We start from the raw sequence: 21717 nt of genomic DNA, 5'->3' as shown, positions 1-21717 counted from the left end.
TCCGTTTATTCAGTTAGGCTGAAACATCAGCACGTTGTTGCTTTAATTGTGTCAGCTCTGTTTCAACCGCCTCATCCCGTTGCAGGGTTTTGAAGGCTTCCGCCACGGTCTGATTCGCTGAGTCTGAAGCGGTATAACGATTCAGGCGGGTGTGGAGCTGCTCAATATTTTGTTGCATCCGGTCAAGTTCTGCCGCATTGGCCGATGGTGAAGGGCTATTGATGGTTATGCCGGCTGCTGAACGGGCGGAATTTTGCGGCTGCGGGCGCGCCAAACGTCGCTGCGCCTCGCCACGGATTTGCTGTAACCGGCTGATATCTTGTTCCAGCCGGGCCAGCGTCTCTTCATGCTGTGTCAGATTTTGCTGCAACTGCGAAATACTGGCATCACAGGCATGTTTACGGGCTAGTGCATGCCGTGCTTTGGCATCATCATCAGCTGCTACCGCCAGCCGGGCTTTTTGTTCCCAGCGGTCAGCCGCCCGTTGATGCTGCTGTTGTTCTCGCTGCGACTGCTTGCAGGCACTAATATGGCGGGCGCTGACCTGCCGGGCCTCATCAATGGCCTCTTCAATTTCTTCGGCGGTCAATCTCAGCATTTTGTGGGGATCTTCGGCTTTATCCAGCATGGCGTTGAGGTTTGCATGAACAATGTCGGAAGCTCTGGTAAATAGGCCCATAGTGGTCTCCTGGGTAAACAATACTGTGGGGGTAACCCTGCAATAGCGCTCGCGCCATCGCCTGTATATCGTCATTTCTAATTAGGTATTACAATTGTCGTACCAAATATATAAAGCATTGATAAAAAAGAAATTAATAAGATTCAAACACGACAGTGCTAATGGTGTCACAGGCGTCCTGCCAACAATTGGTCAAATTCACTAAGCTGGTAGTTGTTTTCACCATCACTAAAAACACGCACAAAAAAAGCAGCTACTGGAGCTGCTCTTTGTACTAGGTCAGAAAGCTACAGTTGCTCATCGTCCTGGTCGGTCTGGTTATCGTCATGCTTCAGCGATGCTGACAAATCCTGAATACTGACATTACCACGAAGCTTGTCGGTGACCGTGGGTTCAAAAAAGTAAACAGTGTTAGCGACGGCTTGCTCCACATCCTGATGAATTTCATAAGAGGTCTGGACCATCAGGTTGTTAATCATGCTGCCTACTACCTTTTCCACCGAGGCCTGCTGGGCCATAACCGGCGCAGAAGCAACAGAAGTAGCAAAAAGGGCAGCGGTGAAAAAGTGTGTAGCTTTCATGGTGTTATCCTCAGATTTTGGTTAAGTGGGCAAGTTGTTTTGCCGATACCAAGAGGATTGCGAAAGGTGTGCCAGTACCTTAAATTTTTTTAAGGTACTGTTTTCTATATTGTTATTGATTTTATTGTAGGAGTAAGAAATCGTTCAAAATTAGCGCAGGTTATTATTTGGCCAAATTTACTATTAAGGTTAGTCTTTTTAACCAACCTGGCTGGCCCGGTATTCTGCGGCTTCCTGTTGCGCCTGTTCAACCTGTGCCAGCGCATTCATCAACAAATTCGGATCCGGATTCTTACCCGTGCCGTGCTGACTCAGATAGCGACGCCAAATACGTCCTCCCACCTGATTTTGAAAAAGCCCCAGCATATGACGGGCAACGTGCCACGGCTTGAAATAAGGCTCGTCCTGCTGTTCGATATAGCGCTGCATAATATGCACAATGTCGGACCGGGACGGGATCTTGTGAGCATCACCAAAAATAGCCGCATCGACCTGGCTCAATAAATAAGGGTTGGCATAAATCTCACGCCCCATCATCACCCCATCCACCTGTTGCAGCTGCTCCCGGGTTTGCTCCAGGGTTTTTATACCCCCATTAATACTGATATTCAGACCGGGATAGGCTTGTTTTAACTGATGAACCCGCGGGTAGTTAAGCGGCGGCACTTCACGATTTTCTTTAGGACTCAGGCCTTTTAACCAGGCTTTACGGGCATGCACAATAAAGGTGTCGCACCCGGCCTCGGCCACGATATCAATGAAACGGGAAAAATCTTCATATTCATCCATATCGTCGATGCCAATCCGGCATTTTACGGTCACCGGAATGTCCACATCCTGTTGCATTGCTTTAACCGAGGCCGCCACCATTTCTGGCTGCGCCATCAGACAAGCCCCAAAGCTACCATTTTTCACCCGATCTGACGGACAGCCAACATTGATATTGACTTCATCATAGCCGCGCTCCTGCGCCATCACCGCGCACCGCGCCATATCGGCAGCATCGCTGCCGCCCAACTGCAATGCCACCGGGTGCTCGGCCTCATTAAAGGCCAGGTAATCGCCTTTACCAAAGATCAAGGCCCCGGTGGTGACCATCTCGGTGTACAACAACGTATGCTGTGATAACTGTCGCAAAAAATAACGACAATGCCGATCAGTCCAATCCAGCATTGGAGCAACTGAAAACTGGCGGTTAAAGGGGGTGATTGACACAGCTGATACCTCGATGACTTGTCTGCAAAATTATCGTGTTCGCGCATTGTGTTGGGCAGTACCCACCAGCAAGTAGCCGATGCTACTTTTCACGACGGTGGCGCGACGCGCGCAGTATACCGTATTTTGTCACCTCAGAAAATCCAGGGTGAGCTGCTTTAATATTACTGACCCTTTTGTCTGCCTGGGTACTGCCGAGCCCTTTTGTTATGACCAGACCCGCCGCTTTACCAACTTTTCGCTGTGTAGCTCGTAAAAACACGCTGGTTATCGCACCTGTATGGCTCTGCTATACAGACACTGGCATGATAGCCGCCTGTTTGGCGTTTTTCTGTGATCATCAATAAAGGACTCTTTATGGCGTTTCGACTGGCCCTGTGTGTCGGCCTGCTGGCTTGTGCACCCATTACCAAAGCCCAGGTACCGGCTGATATTGAGCGAATTACCACTACCGGCTCGCGTTTGAGCAACACCTTCAACGACACGGATATTGTGACCTCAGCCGTCTTAGAAGCGCAGCTCAAACTAACCTCAGCGCAGCATATTCAGCAGGTGCTTAATTATGTAGCCGGGGCTGGCGTTCAGCGTGGCAATGGCCAGGAGTATCTGCCGGCGCTGCGCTCTGCGGTGCTAACCGGTGCCGGCGCCTGCGGTGGGGTGCTGGCGGCCGAGGACAATATTCCATTACGGGCCGCCGGCTTTTGTAATATCAACGAATTGTTCGAAGCCCATACCGAAATGGCGCAGCGTATTGAAGTGCTTAAAGGCCCCGCCTCGGCGCTGTATGGCTCCAATGCCCTGCATGGGGTGATCAATGTCATAACTCCTGACACCACCCGCGGCAATCCACGCCTGCTTGGCTATGATTATGGTTCGTATGGCTACAACCGTTTGAAGCTACGTCACGGTGAGGACTGGGGCGACACTGGCCTGGGTATCAATGCCAGTGTCACCCGGGATACCGGTTATCGTAATGAAGAAGGGGTGGATCAGGAAAAACTCAATGTGCGTCACCGTTATGATGCCAAAGATATCAGTATTATGACCGGCCTGACGTACACCAACCTGGATCAGGAAACCGCCGGTTACATTACTGATTTCAAAGCCTATGAAAGCGACGCGTTGTCCCAAAGCAATGAAAATCCTGAAGCCTTCAGAAAAGCCTCTGCGCTGCGTTTATGGAGCCGGGTTGAGTGGCAGGTCAATGAATACCTGGCGGTGTCCGTTACGCCCTACCTCAGAGACCAGGATATGGACTTTAAAATGCATTTTTTGCCAGGTACGCCGCTTGAGCAAAACAGCCAAAAAGGGATGGGGGTATTAAGTCAGGCCCGGCTTACTACCAGCGCGTCCACCTTCTGGGATGTGGGCTTAGATGGTGAGTATACCGAAGGTAGTCTGGTACAGTTTCAGGAAGGGCCCACTCAGGGCTCGCCATTTCTGGTGGAAACTGTGCCGGCGGGCAAGCACTATGACTATGATGTAGATGCTACGTTATACGCCCCGTATGTATCATTTAACTGGCAACAAAATGCCTGGCACCTACAATTGAGCGGACGCTTTGAACATATGCGGTATGATTACACCAATAATATGCTCAGTGGCCGTACCCGGGACGATGGCAGTGAATGTGCCAATGGCGGGTGTCGGTATTCACGTCCGCCTTCTGATACCAATAGCTTTTCAAACTTTAGTCCCAAAGCCTTGCTTAGCTTTCAGCTACAGGACGGCACGCAGTTGTACGCTACTGTTGCCCGGGGTACCGTGCCCCGCAGGCCACAGAGCTGTATCGTTTGCAGCGCGATCAGCAAATTGCCGACTTAGACTCAGTAACCGCAACCAACCTGGAAATCGGGGCCCGGGGGCAGCTTGATAAACTTGATTATCAGGTGGCGATGTACTCGCTTTATAAAGACGATGTGATTTATCGCGACAGTGATTTTTTTAATATCAACAATGGCGAAACCTGGAGCCGGGGAATAGAAATCACCCTGGATTATCCGTTATCGCCAGACTGGCAACTGGCGTTTGCCGGCTCCTATGCTTTGCATACCTATGAACATGACCAAGTGCTCAACACGGTGAATATCAGGGGCAATGAATTAGATACCGCCCCGGCCACGCAATTTAATACCCGGCTGGGTTATCAGCTGGATGCCAATACACAGTTGAACCTGGAATGGCAGTTTGTGGATGAGTATTTTACCGACCCGGAAAACCTGCATCGTTACGAAGGCCATAGTGTCCTGCATTTTCGAGCTCGACATTTGCTGAGTCCGCAACTCACCCTATATGGCCAGGTTAACAATTTGCTGGATGAAAATTACGCCGAGCGCGCTGATTTTTCAGGCTTTAGTGGTGACCGCTATTTTCCTTCTCGGCCACGCAACTTCATGCTGAGTGTGGAATATCAGTATTAGCATACTGCAAATTGACCCGGGTCGCCCAGGCGCAGGATTGCGCGGCCCTTATTGATCGCGCTAGCATAATATAAATTGTGACCCTTATCAGGCCCAGATCATGAGTGAACTTGAAGAAGCCGTTTATTTTCGGGAGCAAAGCCTGAAACTGTTGACGTGGGTGGTCATTGGCAGTGTATTGCTGATTCTGACCCTAAGTTACAGCACCTACGAAAATTTTGATCAGCTATATGCACGTAAACTAAGCGTGTATCCGACCTTGAGTGCCATCGCCACTTTACCTAATGTATTGGGGCTTACTTGCCTGATCCTGCTCATTGTGGGGGCCGGGGCCAGGGTAAAGCGTGCTAATGAGGCCATTGCATTAAAGGCTTACAGTCTGTTGATGAGTGAGAAGTTTGCTGCCTACAAACAAGACTACCAGCACATGGTCAGTCATTTTTTGCATGCCGCCGGGTTGCCCACGGACTATTCATTTTCACGGCTGGCGAAGGTTAAAACCCACCATTTTGTGAAGATGTCCTGGCCCATCAGCCGTTCGGTCGCGTTGCGCCGGGCGCAGTGGATCTCGCTAAGCCGGGCTATTGCCTGATTGTCTTGCTTTTAAAGGTTGAGTGGCCGGCGCGCCCAAACCAACATAAAATAACAAAAAAAGGTGAGCCAGTAGCTCACCTTTTTTTATCTTGCCGCGCCAAACGCGGTTATATCAACCCCAGATTGGCCGCATGAAACTGCAGATGCTCATCAATAAACGAGGCGATGAAGAAATAACTATGATCATAGCCTTCATGCATATTGAGGGTCAGCTGAGTATCTGATTGTTGCGCGGCGCTGATCAGAGCCTCCGGCTTGAGCTGTTCAGTTAAAAACTGATCGCTTCGGCCCTGCTCTACCAGCATCGGGATGTAATGTTGCTTTTCGGCCAGCAGCACCGACGCATCATACCCTCGCCAATCTTGTTCATTATCGCCCAGGTAGGCACTAAATGCCTGCTTACCCCAGGGACAATTCACCGGATTTGCCACCGGACTGAAGGCCGACACTGATACATACTGTTTGGGATTACGCAGCGCAATCACCAATGCGCCGTGACCACCCATAGAATGGCCGCTGATCGCACGCTCCCGGGTCACCGGAAATTCCCTTTCAATTAGCGCCGGTAACTCTTTGGTGACATAGTCATACATCTGATAATGCTCAGCGTAGGGAGACTGGGTTGCGTTGACATAAAACCCTGCACCTTTGCCCATATCATAGCTGTCGACATCTGCTACATGGTCGCCCCTGGGACTGGTGTCAGGGGCCACAATCGCCATCCCCAGTTGCGCCGCCAGCTTCATTGCCCCTGCTTTTTGCATGAAGTTTTCGTCATTGCAGGTGAGGCCCGATAACCAGTACAGCACCGGCACCGGATTATCCGCCGAGGCAAAGGGTGGCAAAAATACCGCAAAGGTCATGTCACAATTTACCGTAGCCGAGGCATGACTGTAGCGGCTATGGGTGCCTCCGAAGGCCCGGTTTTCGCTTACTAATTCCACCTGGACTACCCCTTAAGCGCATCAAAATGCACCACGCTGCGAATACTCTCGCCGCCGTGCATATAATCAAACGCATCGTTAATTTCTTCCAGCGACATCGTATGGGTGATAAAGGTTTTCAGCGGAATATCCCCATTGAGATACTGATCGACCATACCGGGTAATTCTGAGCGTCCTTTAACGCCACCAAAGGCGCTGCCACGCCAGACCCGACCGGTAACCAGCTGGAATGGACGAGTTGAAATTTCCTGACCGGCGCCGGCCACACCAATAATAACCGACTCACCCCAGCCTTTATGACAACACTCCAGCGCAGAACGCATAACCTCCGTATTGCCAATACACTCGAAAGAGTAATCAACACCGCCATCGGTCATCTCAACGATAACCTCCTGAATCGGTTTATCGTAGTCTTTGGGATTCACCAAGTCGGTGGCCCCCAGCTTTTTCGCCAGCTCGAATTTATCTTCATTGATATCAATGGCGATAATGCGCTTGGCTTTGGCCATTTCCGAACCAATGATCGCGGCCAGCCCGATGCCGCCCAATCCGAAGATAGCAACCGTCGCGCCCTCTTCCACTTTCGCGGTATTAAGCACCGCCCCGATGCCGGTAGTGACACCGCACCCTAGCAAACAAACTTCTTCTAACGGGGCTTCCTGGTTTACTTTGGCCAGGGAAATCTCCGGCAGAACAGTGTATTCAGAAAAGGTGGAGGTCCCCATATAGTGGTAAATTGGCTCACCATCTTTGGTAAAGCGGGTAGTACCATCCGGCATCAGGCCTTTACCCTGGGTTTCACGAATCTTACCGCACAGATTGGTTTTTCCGGATTTACAGAATTTACACTCACCACATTCGGGGGTGTACAAAGGAATAACATGATCGCCTGGTTTTACTGAGGTTACGCCCTCACCTACCGACTCAACTACACCACCGCCTTCATGGCCTAATACCGCCGGAAATGTGCCTTCAGGATCATCGCCCGATAAGGTAAATGCATCGGTATGACAGACACCACTGGCCAGTACTTTGATGCGTACCTCGCCTGCTTTTGGCGCTGCCACTTCAATTTGTTCAATAGATAACGGTTTGCCTGCTTCCCAGGCTACCGCTGCCTTGCACGTAATCGGTTGACCTTCCATTTTTTGCTCTCCGGTAAAATGTATTTAGTTATTAACAGTAAAGGCTCTATCGGCTTTTAGTTCAATCTCGTTTACACTAACCATCTAATATTAGAGGTAAATGCCATGCTTAAAAACCTGGGCCACCATTTGATTGGGTCTCTGTCACTTATATTTTATGTTGTGAATACGGTGTTCTGGGCGACACCGATTTTTTTATTGTCGATCTGTAAATTGATTCCGCTGTCTGGCTGGCAGCGTTTTATCACTTACCTGCTCGATGGGTGTGCTACGGCGTGGATCAGTGTTAACTACTTTAACCAGCAACTTTTCAGTCGCACCCGATGGCAGGTGTCAGGATTAGACCAGGTATCACCACAAGACTGGTATTTGGTCACGGCGAATCATCAGTCCTGGGTTGATATCTTGGTGTTGCAACGGGTTTTCAATCGCAAAATTCCATTTTTAAAGTTTTTTCTTAAAAAAGAACTGATTTGGGTGCCGGTGCTGGGGTTAGCCTGGTGGGCACTCGACTTTCCTTTTATGCGCCGTTATACCAAAGACTTTCTGGCTAAAAATCCCCATATGAAAGGGAAAGACATGGAAACCACGCGCCGGGCCTGTGAAAAGTTTCAGCATAAGCCGGTCAGTATCATGAACTTTGTGGAAGGCACACGATTCACTGAATGTAAGCATCAAAAACAGCAGTCACCGTTTACCCACCTGTTAAAACCGCGGGCCGGAGGGATCGCCTTTGTGCTCTCAGCGATGGGTGACAAGTTACATAAACTGATTGATGTCACCATTGATTACCCCCAGGGCGTACCGTCCTTCTGGGATTTTGTGAGTGGCCGGGTCAGCCAGGTGCGGGTGCATATCGATGTAACCCCAATCAGTGATATCACCCAAGGCGGCTTTTTCAGTGATACCTATTTTTCAGATCCAGCGCAGCGGGCCCGTTTTCAGACCTGGTTGAATCAACGCTGGACCCAAAAAGATAACCTACTGACGTCGTTAAACTCTACACAAACACCACTATGAAAGTTGTATTAGCTCCGTTTATTTTTATTGTTCACATCAGTGCCCAAATCGTTAACCTTGCCCTGTGGGGCAGTCTGATCATCGGTTTTGGACTGATTCGGTTTTTGATCCCGGTGGCACCTGTTCAGCAGTTGCTGGCAATACTTATGCAGCATTTTTTACTGACCTTCGGCAAGGTTAGTGTATGGCTGATTCGTGCGTTTAATCCGGTGGTGATTGAGCGCCGGTTCAGCGACCCCGTATCCCGGGACAACTGGTATTTGATTGTGGCCAATCACTTAAGTTATCTGGATATTATTTTGCTGATAGAGCTGGCCAGTGAGCGCTTTCCCGCACCCAAGTTTTTTCTTAAGAAGGAACTTATCTGGCTTCCTTTTGTAGGCCTGGGTGCCTGGGCGTTGGATATGCCTTTTATGCGGCGTTACTCCGCCGCGCATGTGACCAAACACCCCCACCTTAAAGGCAAAGATATCGAAACCACCCGTCGCTACTGCCAAAAGTTTGTGCACTCCCCCACCACGGTGATTAATTTTGTGGAAGGCACCCGTTTTACTCCTTCCAAACATGCCATGCGCAACAGTGGCTTTAACTGTTTACTGCCGCCCAAAGCCGGAGGGGTGGCTTTTACCCTGGCGACCATGGGTGATCTTTTCACAAATATACTGGATATTTCATTGGTGTATCCTGAAAACCGAAAGCATCCGATGATGGCCATGCTGTGTGGACAAATGCGCCATATTATTATCGATGTCAATGTGCTTGAGGTACCACCCCACACCCAGGGTGACTATTTCAATGACGACACCTACCGCACGCAATTTCAGCATTGGCTCAATGGTCTTTGGAAAGCAAAAGATCAACGCATATCTTTTTTGTTGGGGAATAAATAGTGGAACTTTCTGATTCTGGCCGGGCGTTATTTCAGTCTTTTCTTGAAAAGCTGATCCCATCAATAAATCCGGACGACACCATGTACAAGCTGTTGGCCGCCGCGGTTATCGTTACCATAGCGTTGCTGGTGTATATTGTGGTGCGGTTACTGGTTAACTTTTATGCTGAGCGACTCATCAAAAAAACCAAGAGTGGCTGGGACGATGCGCTTCTGGCACATGGTTTTTTCACCCGGCTGGTCCATCTGGCTCCCGCCCTGACCATCTATTTAATGACACCGGTGTTAATTGAAGAAACCGGGCTGCTGCATGGCTTGCTGGTGAAAACATCCTTGCTGTATATGATGTATACCGCCCTGCTGACGATTTTCTCGCTGTTATCGACGCTGGAATATATGTACAACGCGTCCTATCTGGCCAACCGCGCCTCGATTACCGGCTTTATTCAGGTCGGCAAACTGATGTTTTCTATTCTGGTGCTGCTGCTCAGTATCTCGATTATTATCGAGCGCAATCCGCTGCTTATATTGTCAGGTCTGACCGCACTGGCAGCTGTGTTGTTGCTGATTTTTCGCGACACTATTTTGGGTTTTGTGGCCGGCATACAGATTGCCGCCAACCGTATGTTTAAAAATGGCGACTGGATTCAGCTAACCAAATACGAGGTAGATGGTGAAATTCAGGAGATTGGCCTGACCAATGTAAAAGTACAGAACTGGGATATGACCATTTCTACATTGCCGACTTACTCCTTAACTAACGAAGCCGTAAAAAACTGGCGGGGTATGGAGGAGTCAGGCGGACGCCGCATCAAACGCGCCATTTATATAGATATTCATTCCATTAAATTGTGCGATGACGCGATGCTGGAGCGCTTTGGAAAAATTCGGTATTTATCAGAATATATTGATAAAAAATTAAATGAGCTGCGGGTCTATCACAAAGATTATGATATTGATGAGACCGATTTGCTCAATAGCCGCCGACTGACCAACATCGGTACCTTTCGGGCCTATCTGCAAAATTATTTGAGTAAACACCCCAAGATAAATCAGTCGCTTACCTACATGGTGCGGCAGCTGCCGCCGAACGAACTAGGACTGCCGCTGGAGTTGTATTGTTTCAGTATCGAAAAGTCCTGGACCAATTATGAATCGGTGCAGGCAGAGATATTTGATCATGTCCTGGCGATGCTCGACACCTTTGACCTGCGCGCCTATCAGCGCGACAGCCATATTATGGTGGCCAATCGCGCTGAAAAACCCACCATGACGTTACCGGCGGGCACGTCATAACCGTCCGGTAACAGCCTGCTACCAGGGCTGCGTAGAGTGGGTTACGCCAGAGCGTAGCCCATCAGCAGGCACAAAACCAGGCCGGTGACCCCAAAGAAGCCGTACTCGATTTTTTTTTGCATCCCGATATTGCCGGATTCTGTGGTGCTAAACCCCATGATGATACTGGTCGCACCCAACACAAATGCGACTAATCCAATCCCAAAACCCAGTGCTGAAAGCCATTCGCCCATGATAAATCCTCTATAAGCTACATCAATTTGCCGGCGTCTATGGATAAACCCCGACAGTCAACCTGTTCATTTTGTTGCTTTATTATGCATGAGGCCCACCAAAAAGCCTATTTTAACCGCACAATAATCAACACCCCTTCTTTAGTCCTGGTGGGTGTGGGATTTGCCACATTTTAGCCTATCTGACGAAAAATACCGCACCAGGCGTCCTGCTTAACTCAATAAATCTGACTAATCTATTGATTATTAATAGTTATTTCTAAGTGGCACGGTGGGTGCTCTATCGGTTATAACTGTTTATCTATAACAAGGAATTATCATGAAACTGACGGCTATTGCTTTATTGTTGCTCACCACGTCATCGGTGCTGGCTCACAGTGATACCGACTGTGATATCAATATCAACGGCGATCTTGAATACACCCCCACCTTGTTAACCCTGACCCAAACCAATGGCGATGTGGTTACCATCAGTAAGGATCATGACCTGACCATCAATCGCGAAGCGGTGTCACTGACGGCCAGACAACAGGAGTGGGTAAGCGGCTATTACGATTCGATTAGTGAAGCCGTGCCCCTGACCATGACGCTTGCGTCTGATGCGTTATCTCTGGCCAACAGTGCCCTTATCGAAACCTTCGGACAGCTGCTGGGAGAAGATGATGAACTGATTCAAGATTTTCAGACAGCTTTTGATGATATGCGTAGCGAACTGAAGCAAAAATTCGAGTCTAAAGACGGCCATTTTAAAATCACCCGCCACGATACAAAAGAGTCAGGGTGGACCGGGCAAGCCTGGGCCAGCGAATTTGAACAACGTATCGAAGATTTGGCGGAGCGTGCGACCGGCCGTATATTGATGAGCCTGGGCGCCCAAATGCTCAGTGGTGAGGAAAGCATGGAAGATTTTGGGGAACGGATGGAAGCCTTTGGCGAAGATATGGAGCAGCGCATAGAAGGTCAGGCTGACGCTATCGAAACCAAAGCTGAAGACTTATGTGAAATTTTGTATCAGGCCGACCACTACGAAAACAAACTTCAGGATCATGTCACCGGCCTGGAGCAGTTTAATATACTCAATGTTAAGTCTGACTCGTCAAAAATGTAAAGCGGCCAACATAGCGTGGTAGGATAGCGTAGTGTTTTATCAACGACGCGATAACGATGACTAATTTGACATTATGTGGCTGCGGCTGGCTGGGTCAGCACCTGGTACGCCGCTTGCCGTCTGAGTATCAGGTGCTGGGTACCACCCGCAGCGCTGATAACGCGGCCCGGTTAAGTCAGCTCCAGGTATTGCCTCATTGTTATTTGCTAGGAGATGACCCCCAAGCACTCAGCCGCACCAATGGCGCCAGCCCGGTTATTTTGAATATCCCCCCTGGCGCTCGCAAAAAGCCTCTTGATCCGGCCTTTGTCGATAACATGAAAACATTAATTGATGCGTTTTTTGCCGCCGGAAGTACCTACCTTATTTTCATCAGCACCACTGCTGTGTATGGCGACCAGAACAGCACCATTACTGAACAAACTGCTCGCCAGCCAGTGACGGCTTCAGGTAGCGCTCATGTTGAAATAGAAGACTATCTGCAACAGCATTACGCCAACAAATCTGTGGTAATAAGGCTGGCTGGCCTGATTGGCGCTGATCGTCATCCGATACATTTTTTAAGTGGTCGCAGCCTGGATAAAGGGGAACAGGTGGTCAATCTGGTCCATGAGGCTGATGTTTGCCAGGCGATTCTGAGTTTACTGAAAACTCCGATTACCGGTGCGGCGTTGCATCTGTGCGCGCTTAAACACCCCAAGCGGGGACATTTCTACAATACCAGTGCACAAAAAAAGGGGCTCGAGGCCCCCGTATTTAATTTTGATTTTGATACCCTGCCCGCTTCCGGCAAACGCATTGATGCGCAACATAGCTGGAAGCAGCTAGGGGTGGCACCCATCTATGCCGACCCCTACGATATGCTTTAACCGGACACCAGCGAGTACAATGAAAAGCCAAAGTACTTCAGGCATACCGTATTAATAAAGATGACCGCCAGGATCACCGGAATAAAGGTACCCAGGGACATATTTACATAGCGGGCGAACAGACTGCCTTTGTAGTTTGGCGCCCCTTCTTCTAAAGCCTCATTCAGGTTGTGACGCTTCCAGCGATAGATGACAAAAATACAGATCAGGAAACCATTGAGGGGTAATATGGTGTCATAGAACACATCATACACCACATCGAAAAATGATTTATCGGCCCCTGCATAGTGGGTAAAGCTGGTGAAAAACTCAACAAAACCAAAAGACAGCGCACAGAATCCACCAAGGGCAATCAATATCAGCCCCAGCATCACCAGCGCTTTTTTACGGCTCACATCTTTTTCTTCCATCAGTGCCGCTACCGGCACTTCAAAGATAGAGACCAGCGAGGTGATGGCCGCAAAAAACACCAGTAGAAAGAACAGGCTGGCAACCATTGACGCGCCTATATAGCCAATACTGGTTTGCAGCGCTAAGAATATTTTTGGCAAAAAGGTGAAGATCATGCCAATCGATGATTCGCTTAACTCCGCCGGATTGGTGTCAGGGTTAAACGAAAAAATAGCGGGCAGTATCAGTAACCCGGCCGTAAATGCCACCGCGGTATCGGTAATGGCCACCAGCTTGGCAGAATTTGGCACATCAGCATCTTTAGATATATAGCTACCGTAGGTGATTAAAATCCCCATCCCCAACGACAGCGAGAAGAATGCCTGAGACAGCGCGCCGTTGATCACCGAAGCGGTTAGCTTGCTAAAGTCCGGTATCAGGTAAAACTTTACCCCGGCCATGGCGTTTTCACGGGTAAGTACAAACACCACCAGTATCAGCAGCATCAAAAAAAGCGATGGCATCAGGAGCTTCGCCGCCTTTTCGATCCCTTCTTTAACCCCGCCCTGCAAAATCAGATACACAATGGCCGAGACCCCGGCCATGTACAAAAAGACTTTAGGTGAATTAATAAAGGTGTTGAAGGTATCAGGGTTCGCCAGCACATCCAGATCGCCGGTGACCGCTTCAAACAAATAGCCAAAAATCCAGACGGTAATGACCAGATAAAACACGGCAATCATAAAGGGCGTGAGGATAGACAACCAGCCGGCCAGTTTCCAGCCGCCCGAGTTGTTACTAAGCTCCCGGTAAGTGCCCAGTGGATCTTTGCGGGCGCGACGGCCCACTGTCATCTCGGCCAGCATCACCGGGAGACAAATGGCAAATACAAAAATGGCGTACATCAAAAGAAAAGCGCCACCGCCATTTTTGGCTGCGCCGACCGGAAACCCAACCAGGTTTCCGATCCCCACGGCAGATCCCGCCGCCGCAAGAATAAATCCGATGCGCGTTCCGAACTGTTCTCTGGCCCCGCTCATACCAGCTTCCCCTCAACTTATTGTTGTTTTATTGTGTTATTCCGGCAACTATTTTTTATTGGCAGCTGTGGGGTCATCGCATTGACATGCGCTAACACCGCGGCTGTGTCACCGTTTGGCCAAAATGGTAACAGCAGTGTTAACAAAAGTCTTGAATTTAAGCGTAACTGACTGGCGTTGGGCGTATCACCAGCTTACCACTTTGTGACCCCAGTCAAGAAAGTAAGGGCTTTGGTCGCTATCAAGGGTAGCCAGTGCAGCTATTAGCTGCTGCGCCGTAAACTCAGGCGTAAACAATTTTTCAGGTTTGACGTTATGCTGAAAAGGCTCTGATAACGAGGTATCTACGGTGCCGGGGTGATAACACAGCAAACTGGTGGATTTGGCGCGCCGCCCATATTCCACTGCGGCGGTTTTCACCAGCATATTCAGTGCCGCTTTAGAGGCGCGGTAGCCATACCAGCCACCAATACGGTTGTCGCTGATGCTGCCAACCCTGGCGCTAAGACAGACTACCTGACTGGGATTAGGGCTCATCACCCGCACCAGATGCTTTAGCCATAAAGCCGGAATGATACTGTTTACCTTAAAATAGGCCTGTAGCTGTTGTTGCTGAAGGTCTTCAAGCTTTTTCTCCGGGGCCAGCTCCAGACCATCGACGCGACTATGCAATGTGCCGATGGTACAAATAGCGGTCACAACCTACTCATCGTGCTCACGAAGCTGCTGACAAAACGCCTTGATGGCGGCATCCTCGCCGGTCTCCAGCGCCCGGGCCACGATGTTATCCGCCTCTGGAAACGTTTGCCCCTTACGGGATAATGCATAGACGGTGGTGTGCGGATTCTGCCTGGCCAATTGACGGGTTAGCGCCTGACCGATGCCCCCGCCGGCCCCAATCACGACGATGACATCGTTCATAAATTGCAATCCTTATCACAACCGCGCTGTTTGCCGGTTAGCCAGTACGAAATTTTATAGCGGTGTTTGGCGAATAGCGTATACGCGGTATTGGCCACCGGCCGGATCAGAGGCCAGCGCAATGGAGCATACAGCCAGCCTTTACCTACCGCCTTCCAGGCCGCATGGGTCGCATCCAGCCCGCTAAGCAAACTGCCGTCGTCCTGCTGCACATGAATGCGGTTATTTAATTCATTCCAGTCCAGCTCATTAAATCGTTGGCTGAAATTATCCTGCTGAATATCTTCAAACTGAATAGCGTGGCTTTTATCGTAATGTTTCAGGTGCATCATCTCTTTGCGGCACAAAGGACAATGGCCGTCGTAAAAAATTATCATACACCCTGCAATGTCATTGAAATTCAATAACTGTGTACGTTAAAAATATTCCTGCGGATGACTTGAAGTAAAGCGATGGCGCACCCACCTTTTATGTCAATCAAGATGGGAGAAATGTATGGCAAATATCCAAACCGCGACGGTCGGTGGCGGCTGCTTCTGGTGTATTGAATCAGCGTTTAACAAAATCGAAGGCGTTATTAAGGCCACGTCGGGATATGCCGGAGGGCAGACTGGCGATCCATCGTACGAGGCAGTATGTAAAGGTGATACCGGTCATGTTGAAGTCGTCAAAGTAGAATTTGATGCAGATACAATAAGTTACCGCGAAATTCTGGAAATTCTGTTTGCGCTGCATGATCCGACGCAGCTGAATCGTCAGGGTAACGATGTGGGCACTCAGTATCGCAGTGCCGTGTTTTATCATAATGATGAGCAAAAAGCCCAAGCCGAGCAGATCATCAGTGAAATGACTAAGGATGAAGTCTGGCCGGATCCGATTGTGACCGAAATCACGGCATTAAATAATTATCATGATGCCGAAGAGTATCATCAGGATTATTTTACCAACAATCCGCAAAACCAGTATTGCGCGATGGTGCTGGCCCCGAAGCTGGCAAAGTTCAAAAAAACCTTTGCGTCGCGTTTGCGCAAAGATTGAGTCTGGTTAAACCAAAGGCAGGGTGTGTCTGACACGCTGCCTTAATCGGTTATCTTCTCGCTAGCCTCATTGTTTTCGGGGTCCCCGGCAAACCAGCTATTTTGTAACGGGGTGCTGAATAATAATGCTGCCATCGCCTCGTAATTGGCCTGATTACTCTGACACTGAATGTTTTTCAAATAGTTCACCTTCCACGGATCGTTGATCATCCACAACGTGCCATCTACCACAGTAACACCTTCAATTGAGGCATTGTCCATGCGTTCATAAGCGCTGCACTGCTCACCGCCGGCCGGCGCCAGAAAGTCCATTTTTATCTGGCGGGCAGGCCGCTCGCCGGTAGCGTCTATCACCCACAATTCATTATCATTGCGGGCGATGGCCAGCAGATACGGCTGGTTTGTCTCAGGATGAATATAATATTCCAGAGCATTAATGGGGTGCGAGCCCTCGTGCAGTTGGGGTAACTGCAGAGCCGGCTCCGACACCGGGGCAAAGTCAGTGGTTTCCCAAAAACCGTCGGTCATATCCACCGAAAAAATTCTGGGCTTCCCGGCTTTGTCTTTTTCCAGCCCCAGATACAAACGCCCATTTTCCCCCAGGGCCATGCCTTCAACGCCGTCATTCGGAAAGTCGCCAACGGCCTGTGCTGATTTAAACTGCAGAGGCCGCACCCGGGTCATCAGAATATCACCATCATCTAACCGCTCCAGGCGCAGCAACAACGTAGGATAATCCGTGGATCCGGAGTCGCTGTAGCGTTTTTGGCAACGTGAAGACAAGGCGCCGGTGCGGGTGGCATCTTCGGTGACCGTATAAAATACTTCCGGATCGATGGGATCGGCAATCAGCGCCTCAAGATCCGGTTCACTGCCCAGGTAAGCCGCAAAACAACTGCGACGAACCCGGCTACCTAAACGCATTTTAGCGGTTTTCGGCGCCAGTTTGGCGGTGGTCGGATCGATAATATGCAACTGCCGTTGCTGAGAGCTATCGGCACTGCCATCGGAGATGGTGACCAGTTGATTCTGCCACGACGATAACCCCGAAGGCTGCGGGTCGGTGGCAATACTGCCATCCGCTTCGGTGAGCCACTGGCCTTTGACTGAGACCACCTGTGCTTCAGGCGCCGGATTGTCGCTGGCCGAGTCCGCAGGGGATGGTTCAGAACACCCGCTTAATCCTGCGGTCAGAGCCGCTACCATCAGTACCAGTTGCTTCATAAAATCCTTCGCCGGTTAAATGTAGTACTACTAATTCACCCGGTATCTTATCTTGCCCTGATTCACTTAGGCAAGCCACAGACCCTACGGTTATAAATTGTTGCACTTTTTTGGTGTGTAGCCTGTCACGCTTACCCCATAATAAAGAGCTCCTGCTACCGTCAGCGAGTAGATCCCGGTATGGTAGTGTCCTCAATAAATGTAAGGGCTGTCCTGGCATGGCCCTTCCTGATACCAAAGGGGTTGGTTATTTCACAACAAAGTCTGCCCGGCGTGCTGGCCGGACCGATATTGCGCCATATCGATGCTCATACTGTCACCGTGTGGCTTGTGACTTCCTGCGCCGAGCCGCCCGATATCACCATAGAACAGACCCAACCAGTGGCCATACAAGTGCATACCGATACCATCACGGTTGGTACCCATGCGTTTGTCCATTTATTGCAGGTGAGCCCGCAGCAGCCATTAAGCCCTGGTACGGTCTACCATTACTCCCTCGCTTTTGCCGATGCCGCTATGCAGCAGCAGTGGCAGCAGACCGCCGCTGACCTTTTTTATGCCGACCAGCAAACCTTCAGCTTTTGTTTTCAAACCCAGCTGAGCAACGTGCTACACGGATCGTGTCGCAAGCCCCATCATCCGGTCGACGATGCTTTGCAACGGGTGGATACCTGTATCGCCGAAGAATTTTCCAAGCAGCAGCGGCGTCCGGATATGCTGATCATGTCTGGCGATCAGGTTTATACCGATGATGTGGCCGGCCCCATGCTCCAGGCCATACAACAGCTCAGCACCCGGTTGGGGCTGTTTGATGAAAGCCTGGAAGGTGCGGTTATCAGCAACGGCAGCGAATTGGTGGGCCATCCCCATAATTTTTATGAACGGGAACAAATACTGCCGCAGACTGAGGTCAATTCGCCCCTGGCCAAGTTATTTTTCAGTGCTAAAGAAAAGCCTATTTTCACCTCGGTAAATGCCCACAATCATTTAGTCAGTTTTGCCGAGATAATGGCTATGTATCTGTTGGTGTGGTCTGACACCCCGTGGCAGCTGGTGTCGCTGAATGCCGGTGAAGTCAATAGCCAGTATCAGGCGCAGTTTAAAACCGAGCAGCAGGCCCTGGAGCACTTTGTGTCATCGCTGACTTCAGTGCGCCGGGCCATGGCCCATCTTCCTGTCTATATGATTTTTGATGATCATGATGTTACCGATGACTGGAATCTCACCCGGGGCTGGGAGGAAGAGGTGTATGGCCACCCCCTGTCCCGTCGGATGGTGGGCAATGCTTTAATGGGTTACTGGTTGTGCCAGGGCTGGGGTAATCAGCCCGGCGTGTTTACTGATATTCTGGCCCAGGCCCAATCGGTACTGACCCCGAACGGTCTGTGCCATCATGATGATTTTATTGATACCTTACTGGACTTTGAACAGTGGCATTTTACCCTGGATACCAATCCACCGGTGTGTGTGCTGGATACCCGCACGCGCCGATGGCGCTCTGAAACCAATCCAAATAAGCCATCGGGTCTGATGGACTGGGAAGCCCTATGCGAATTTCAGCAAGACATTATTGGTAAAAAGGCAGTGATCGTGGTTTCTGCGGCCCCTATTTATGGGGTCAAATTTATTGAAACCATTCAAAAGCTGTTTACCTTTTTTGGCCAGGCTTTGACCGTAGACGCTGAAAACTGGATGGCCCATCGCGGCACCGCGCACGTCATGCTGAATATTTTCAGACATTATCGTACGCCACCGGAATTCATTATTTTGTCAGGTGATGTGCATTATTCATTTGTTTATGATGTCCGCCTTCGTTTTAAACGCAACAGCCCGCATATTACCCAGTTCACCTGCAGCGGCCTGAAAAATACCTTCCCGGATAAACTACTGAAAAAGCTAGAGCGTCTGAACCGCTATCTATACAGCCCGGATTCGGTATTGAATGTGTTCACACGGCGCCGGAATATGTCGGTGACCGCCCGACCCGTACCCAAACACAAAGCCAAAACACTGCTCAATCAAAGTGCAGTAGGTCAGTTGATCATAGATGCTGATGCCGAAAAGGTGGTGTGCAAAGCTTTGTGTGCAGACCAACAAACGATAGAATTCCCGGCACAGCAGCAAGACTAAACAAAAAAGGTAAGAAAATGAGTGAATCTGCCCTGTCTATAGGCCTGTTTTATGGGTCGACCACCTGTTATACCGAGATGGCGGCTGAAAAAATTCAGGCGCAACTCAATAGCTTGTTCGATGAGCAGGTGGTGAGTCTGCACAATATTAAGGACGAGTCACTAAAGCGTGCTGAAGAATTCGATATTCTGATTTTTGGCATCTCTACCTGGGATTTTGGTGAACTTCAGGAAGACTGGGAGTCCCACTGGGAAGACGTTTATCAACTGGCTTTGCAGAACAAAACCATCGCATTATTCGGCTTAGGCGATCAGATTGGCTATGCCGACTGGTTCCAGGATGCGTTGGGCATGCTGCATGACGCCATTGTGCCGGCCCAATGCCATATCATCGGTTATTGGCCCAATCAGGGGTACGAGTTTACTGCCTCTAAAGCACTGACTGAAGATAAAACTCAGTTTGTGGGATTAAGTCTGGATGATGAAAATCAATACGATGTTACCGATGAGCGCATTGAGAAATGGTGCCTGCAACTGCTTGAAGAGCTTAGCTAGCCATGGCCGGAGCGGGTCGCCTGCATCAACAGTTTTATCGCAACGGCCCATCCCATCGTGATGGCGCCGATGTCAGCTTTCAGGATATCCGCAAGTTATTCAACTTTTCCAGCATCACCATCGGGCGCTGGGTAACTGCTGGCGAACAGCAGCTGGCTGCCAACCTGTTTTTCGATGCACTGTATGATCTGATGACCATTTTACAGGTCAACGAACCGGTCATTTCCCTCAATGGCTCATTGTCGCTGGCTTTTGGCACCGGTGGTCAAAAGCACAGCAGTGCCCATTACAACAGCACCAAACGCCAGCTGGCGCTGGCCAAAAATGCCGGTGGAGGGGCTCTGGCCCATGAGTGGTTTCACGCCTTTGATCATTATATTGCGGGTAAAGTGTTTAAGGGGCTGGATTTTGGTCATTTTGCTTCGCAGGCCTGGCTGGATGATGCCGAGCCCATCGCTCACCCATTAAATACCTTGTTGTGTCAGTTTTTTGAAATGCTGTTTCTGGATACCGATAGATCGCCAGGATCCTATCTGAAAACCTCGATCGAGGCTGATCGCGCCTTAAAAATGTATTACTATGCCATGCCTCAGGAGATGGCCGCGCGGGCGTTTGAAGCCTGTATACAGGATCAAATCCTGAAAAACGCCTTCCTGGTGCAAGGTACAAAAAAATCGACTGAGGCTAGACTTGGTATTTATCCTCATGGTAATTTGCGTACTCAGGTTAACCAGCAGTTAATGAAATACTTCACGGTGCTGGGTAAAGCGCTGAGCCAGAAAATGGCCTGAACGTGCATTTTAAAGGCGCACAGCCTGGCCAGTCGGCCACAATAAGTGTTGAACCGGCGCACACTGCGTGATGAAAAAACTGTATATTTTTATTACAAGCGGTATACTATTGCGCTCGAACTTTAGAGAAGAAAGAATACAAGATGAAAAGAAAAAAGCATACATCTGCTGAGGACGAGGCTCAGGTTGACATGACTCCCATGTTGGACATTGTGTTCATCATGTTGATCTTCTTCATTGTTACCACGTCTTTCGTTAAAGAAAAAAGCCTTGACGTAAGCCGTCCTGAAGACAATCAGTCTAACAATAATCAGCCGTCTAAAGCGCTGTCTATTCGTATTGATGAAACCGGTAAGATTATGATGGGTGGTCGTGAAGTCGACATCCGTCGGGTAGTTGCTAATGCCCAAACTTATCTGGCTGAAAACAATACCGACACGGCTGCTATCCAGGCCGACGAAAACACTGAAGAAGGTGTGGTTGTCGAAGTGATGAACCAGGTAAAAATTGCAGGTATTGATAAAGTATCGGTACTGGTGAAAAAGGGTTAATACCCCAGATTGCCAAAAGATAATGAAAAACGCAGCTTTGTGCTGCGTTTTTTTATGTCTGAAAAGTAGCTTTCGCCGGGTTAAAA

At 49.6% G+C, this 21717-nt stretch carries 22 protein-coding genes and 1 pseudogene; 12 read left to right on the top strand and 11 right to left on the bottom strand.

Annotation, left to right across the window (positions count from 1 at the left end; genetic code table 11):
* Window positions 1-13: 13 nt before the first annotated feature.
* The 3 genes from IT774_RS02415 to dusA form a co-directional block, all read right to left on the bottom strand.
* Window positions 14-679 carry a PspA/IM30 family protein gene (locus IT774_RS02415; RefSeq protein ID WP_195811177.1) on the bottom strand — a complete coding sequence of 222 codons (666 nt, stop codon included), beginning with the start codon at window positions 677-679 and terminating at the stop codon, window positions 14-16.
* A 287-nt stretch (window positions 680-966) separates the two neighbouring features.
* Window positions 967-1260: a hypothetical protein gene (locus IT774_RS02410; RefSeq protein WP_195811176.1), complete on the bottom strand. Its 294-nt coding sequence runs from the start codon at window positions 1258-1260 to the stop codon at window positions 967-969.
* A gap of 198 nt (window positions 1261-1458) precedes the next feature.
* A complete protein-coding gene (gene dusA / locus IT774_RS02405) occupies window positions 1459-2433 on the bottom strand; it encodes a tRNA dihydrouridine(20/20a) synthase DusA (RefSeq protein WP_232365168.1) in 975 nt (324 codons plus the stop codon).
* A gap of 399 nt (window positions 2434-2832) precedes the next feature.
* Here dusA and IT774_RS02400 point away from each other — a divergent pair.
* A pseudogene (locus IT774_RS02400) lies at window positions 2833-4895 on the top strand (TonB-dependent receptor).
* Window positions 4896-4995: 100 nt separating this feature from the next.
* Entirely contained in the window at window positions 4996-5487 is a 492-nt protein-coding gene (locus IT774_RS02395) for a hypothetical protein (protein WP_195811174.1), read from the top strand.
* 109 nt (window positions 5488-5596) lie between these two features.
* Here IT774_RS02395 and fghA read toward each other — a convergent pair whose 3' ends face one another.
* Together fghA and IT774_RS02385 are read right to left on the bottom strand one after the other, a co-directional pair.
* Window positions 5597-6433 carry an S-formylglutathione hydrolase gene (gene fghA / locus IT774_RS02390; RefSeq protein ID WP_195811173.1) on the bottom strand — a complete coding sequence of 279 codons (837 nt, stop codon included), beginning with the start codon at window positions 6431-6433 and terminating at the stop codon, window positions 5597-5599.
* 5 nt (window positions 6434-6438) lie between these two features.
* Window positions 6439-7578: an S-(hydroxymethyl)glutathione dehydrogenase/class III alcohol dehydrogenase gene (locus IT774_RS02385; protein WP_269749785.1), complete on the bottom strand. Its 1140-nt coding sequence runs from the start codon at window positions 7576-7578 to the stop codon at window positions 6439-6441.
* 105 nt (window positions 7579-7683) lie between these two features.
* Here IT774_RS02385 and IT774_RS02380 point away from each other — a divergent pair, with 105 nt between their 5' ends.
* Genes IT774_RS02380 through IT774_RS02370 form a run of 3 tightly spaced genes read left to right on the top strand, consistent with a single transcriptional unit; the run spans window position 7684 to window position 10783 of the window.
* Window positions 7684-8598 (top strand): acyltransferase, encoded by a 915-nt coding sequence (locus IT774_RS02380; RefSeq protein WP_195811172.1) that lies wholly within the window; start codon window positions 7684-7686, stop codon window positions 8596-8598.
* Complete coding sequence (locus IT774_RS02375; protein ID WP_195811171.1) at window positions 8595-9488, top strand: acyltransferase; 894 nt, start codon at window positions 8595-8597, stop codon at window positions 9486-9488. The genes IT774_RS02380 and IT774_RS02375 overlap by 4 nt, the downstream gene beginning before the upstream one ends.
* Window positions 9488-10783, top strand: coding sequence for a mechanosensitive ion channel family protein (locus tag IT774_RS02370; protein WP_232365093.1), 1296 nt, complete (start codon window positions 9488-9490; stop codon window positions 10781-10783). The genes IT774_RS02375 and IT774_RS02370 overlap by 1 nt, the downstream gene beginning before the upstream one ends.
* Before the next feature lie 41 nt (window positions 10784-10824).
* On the opposite strand, the gene IT774_RS02365 is transcribed toward IT774_RS02370, so the two are convergent.
* Entirely contained in the window at window positions 10825-11016 is a 192-nt protein-coding gene (locus tag IT774_RS02365) for a hypothetical protein (RefSeq protein ID WP_195811170.1), read from the bottom strand.
* Between the two features lie 319 nt (window positions 11017-11335).
* On the opposite strand from IT774_RS02365, the gene IT774_RS02360 reads away from it, so the two are divergent.
* On the top strand, window positions 11336-12124 hold the full coding sequence (locus IT774_RS02360) for a DUF2884 family protein (RefSeq protein ID WP_195811169.1): 789 nt from the start codon (window positions 11336-11338) through the stop codon (window positions 12122-12124).
* A 56-nt stretch (window positions 12125-12180) separates the two neighbouring features.
* On the top strand, window positions 12181-12993 hold the full coding sequence (locus IT774_RS02355; RefSeq protein WP_195811168.1) for an NAD-dependent epimerase/dehydratase family protein: 813 nt from the start codon (window positions 12181-12183) through the stop codon (window positions 12991-12993).
* On the opposite strand, the gene IT774_RS02350 is transcribed toward IT774_RS02355, so the two are convergent.
* The 4 genes from IT774_RS02350 to IT774_RS02340 form a co-directional block, all read right to left on the bottom strand.
* Window positions 12990-14423 carry a sodium-dependent transporter gene (locus IT774_RS02350; RefSeq protein WP_195811167.1) on the bottom strand — a complete coding sequence of 478 codons (1434 nt, stop codon included), beginning with the start codon at window positions 14421-14423 and terminating at the stop codon, window positions 12990-12992. The two genes, IT774_RS02355 and IT774_RS02350, sit on opposite strands and share 4 nt — an antisense overlap.
* A 186-nt stretch (window positions 14424-14609) precedes the next feature.
* Window positions 14610-15122: an SDR family oxidoreductase gene (locus IT774_RS02345; protein ID WP_332308875.1), complete on the bottom strand. Its 513-nt coding sequence runs from the start codon at window positions 15120-15122 to the stop codon at window positions 14610-14612.
* Window positions 15123-15125: 3 nt separating this feature from the next.
* Window positions 15126-15344 (bottom strand): NAD-dependent epimerase/dehydratase family protein, encoded by a 219-nt coding sequence (locus tag IT774_RS17855; RefSeq protein ID WP_332308874.1) that lies wholly within the window; start codon window positions 15342-15344, stop codon window positions 15126-15128.
* Complete coding sequence (locus IT774_RS02340) at window positions 15341-15721, bottom strand: thiol-disulfide oxidoreductase DCC family protein (RefSeq protein WP_195811166.1); 381 nt, start codon at window positions 15719-15721, stop codon at window positions 15341-15343. Before IT774_RS02340 ends, IT774_RS17855 begins: the two co-directional genes overlap by 4 nt.
* 118 nt (window positions 15722-15839) lie before the next feature.
* Between IT774_RS02340 and msrA the strand changes: the two genes are divergently transcribed.
* Complete coding sequence (gene msrA, locus IT774_RS02335; protein WP_195811165.1) at window positions 15840-16382, top strand: peptide-methionine (S)-S-oxide reductase MsrA; 543 nt, start codon at window positions 15840-15842, stop codon at window positions 16380-16382.
* Between the two features lie 41 nt (window positions 16383-16423).
* On the opposite strand, the gene IT774_RS02330 is transcribed toward msrA, so the two are convergent.
* The gene (locus tag IT774_RS02330) at window positions 16424-17605 is read right to left on the bottom strand and encodes a hypothetical protein (protein ID WP_195811164.1); all 1182 of its coding nucleotides are present in this window, start codon (window positions 17603-17605) and stop codon (window positions 16424-16426) included.
* A gap of 243 nt (window positions 17606-17848) precedes the next feature.
* Here IT774_RS02330 and IT774_RS02325 point away from each other — a divergent pair, with 243 nt between their 5' ends.
* From IT774_RS02325 to IT774_RS02310, 4 genes are all read left to right on the top strand, one after another.
* Window positions 17849-19735, top strand: a complete 1887-nt coding sequence (locus tag IT774_RS02325; protein ID WP_232365092.1) for a metallophosphoesterase family protein — start codon at window positions 17849-17851, stop codon at window positions 19733-19735.
* 17 nt (window positions 19736-19752) lie between these two features.
* Window positions 19753-20289, top strand: a complete 537-nt coding sequence (gene fldB, locus IT774_RS02320; RefSeq protein ID WP_195811163.1) for a flavodoxin FldB — start codon at window positions 19753-19755, stop codon at window positions 20287-20289.
* Window positions 20290-20291: 2 nt separating this feature from the next.
* Entirely contained in the window at window positions 20292-21080 is a 789-nt protein-coding gene (locus IT774_RS02315; protein WP_195811162.1) for a CLCA_X family protein, read from the top strand.
* Between the two features lie 143 nt (window positions 21081-21223).
* Window positions 21224-21631 (top strand): ExbD/TolR family protein, encoded by a 408-nt coding sequence (locus tag IT774_RS02310; protein ID WP_195811161.1) that lies wholly within the window; start codon window positions 21224-21226, stop codon window positions 21629-21631.
* The last annotated feature ends 86 nt before the right edge of the window (window positions 21632-21717 follow it).

It is taken from the genome of Salinimonas marina, from assembly GCF_015644725.1.
Classification (GTDB): domain Bacteria; phylum Pseudomonadota; class Gammaproteobacteria; order Enterobacterales; family Alteromonadaceae; genus Alteromonas.
This window is presented reverse-complemented; position numbering and strand designations above follow the sequence as displayed.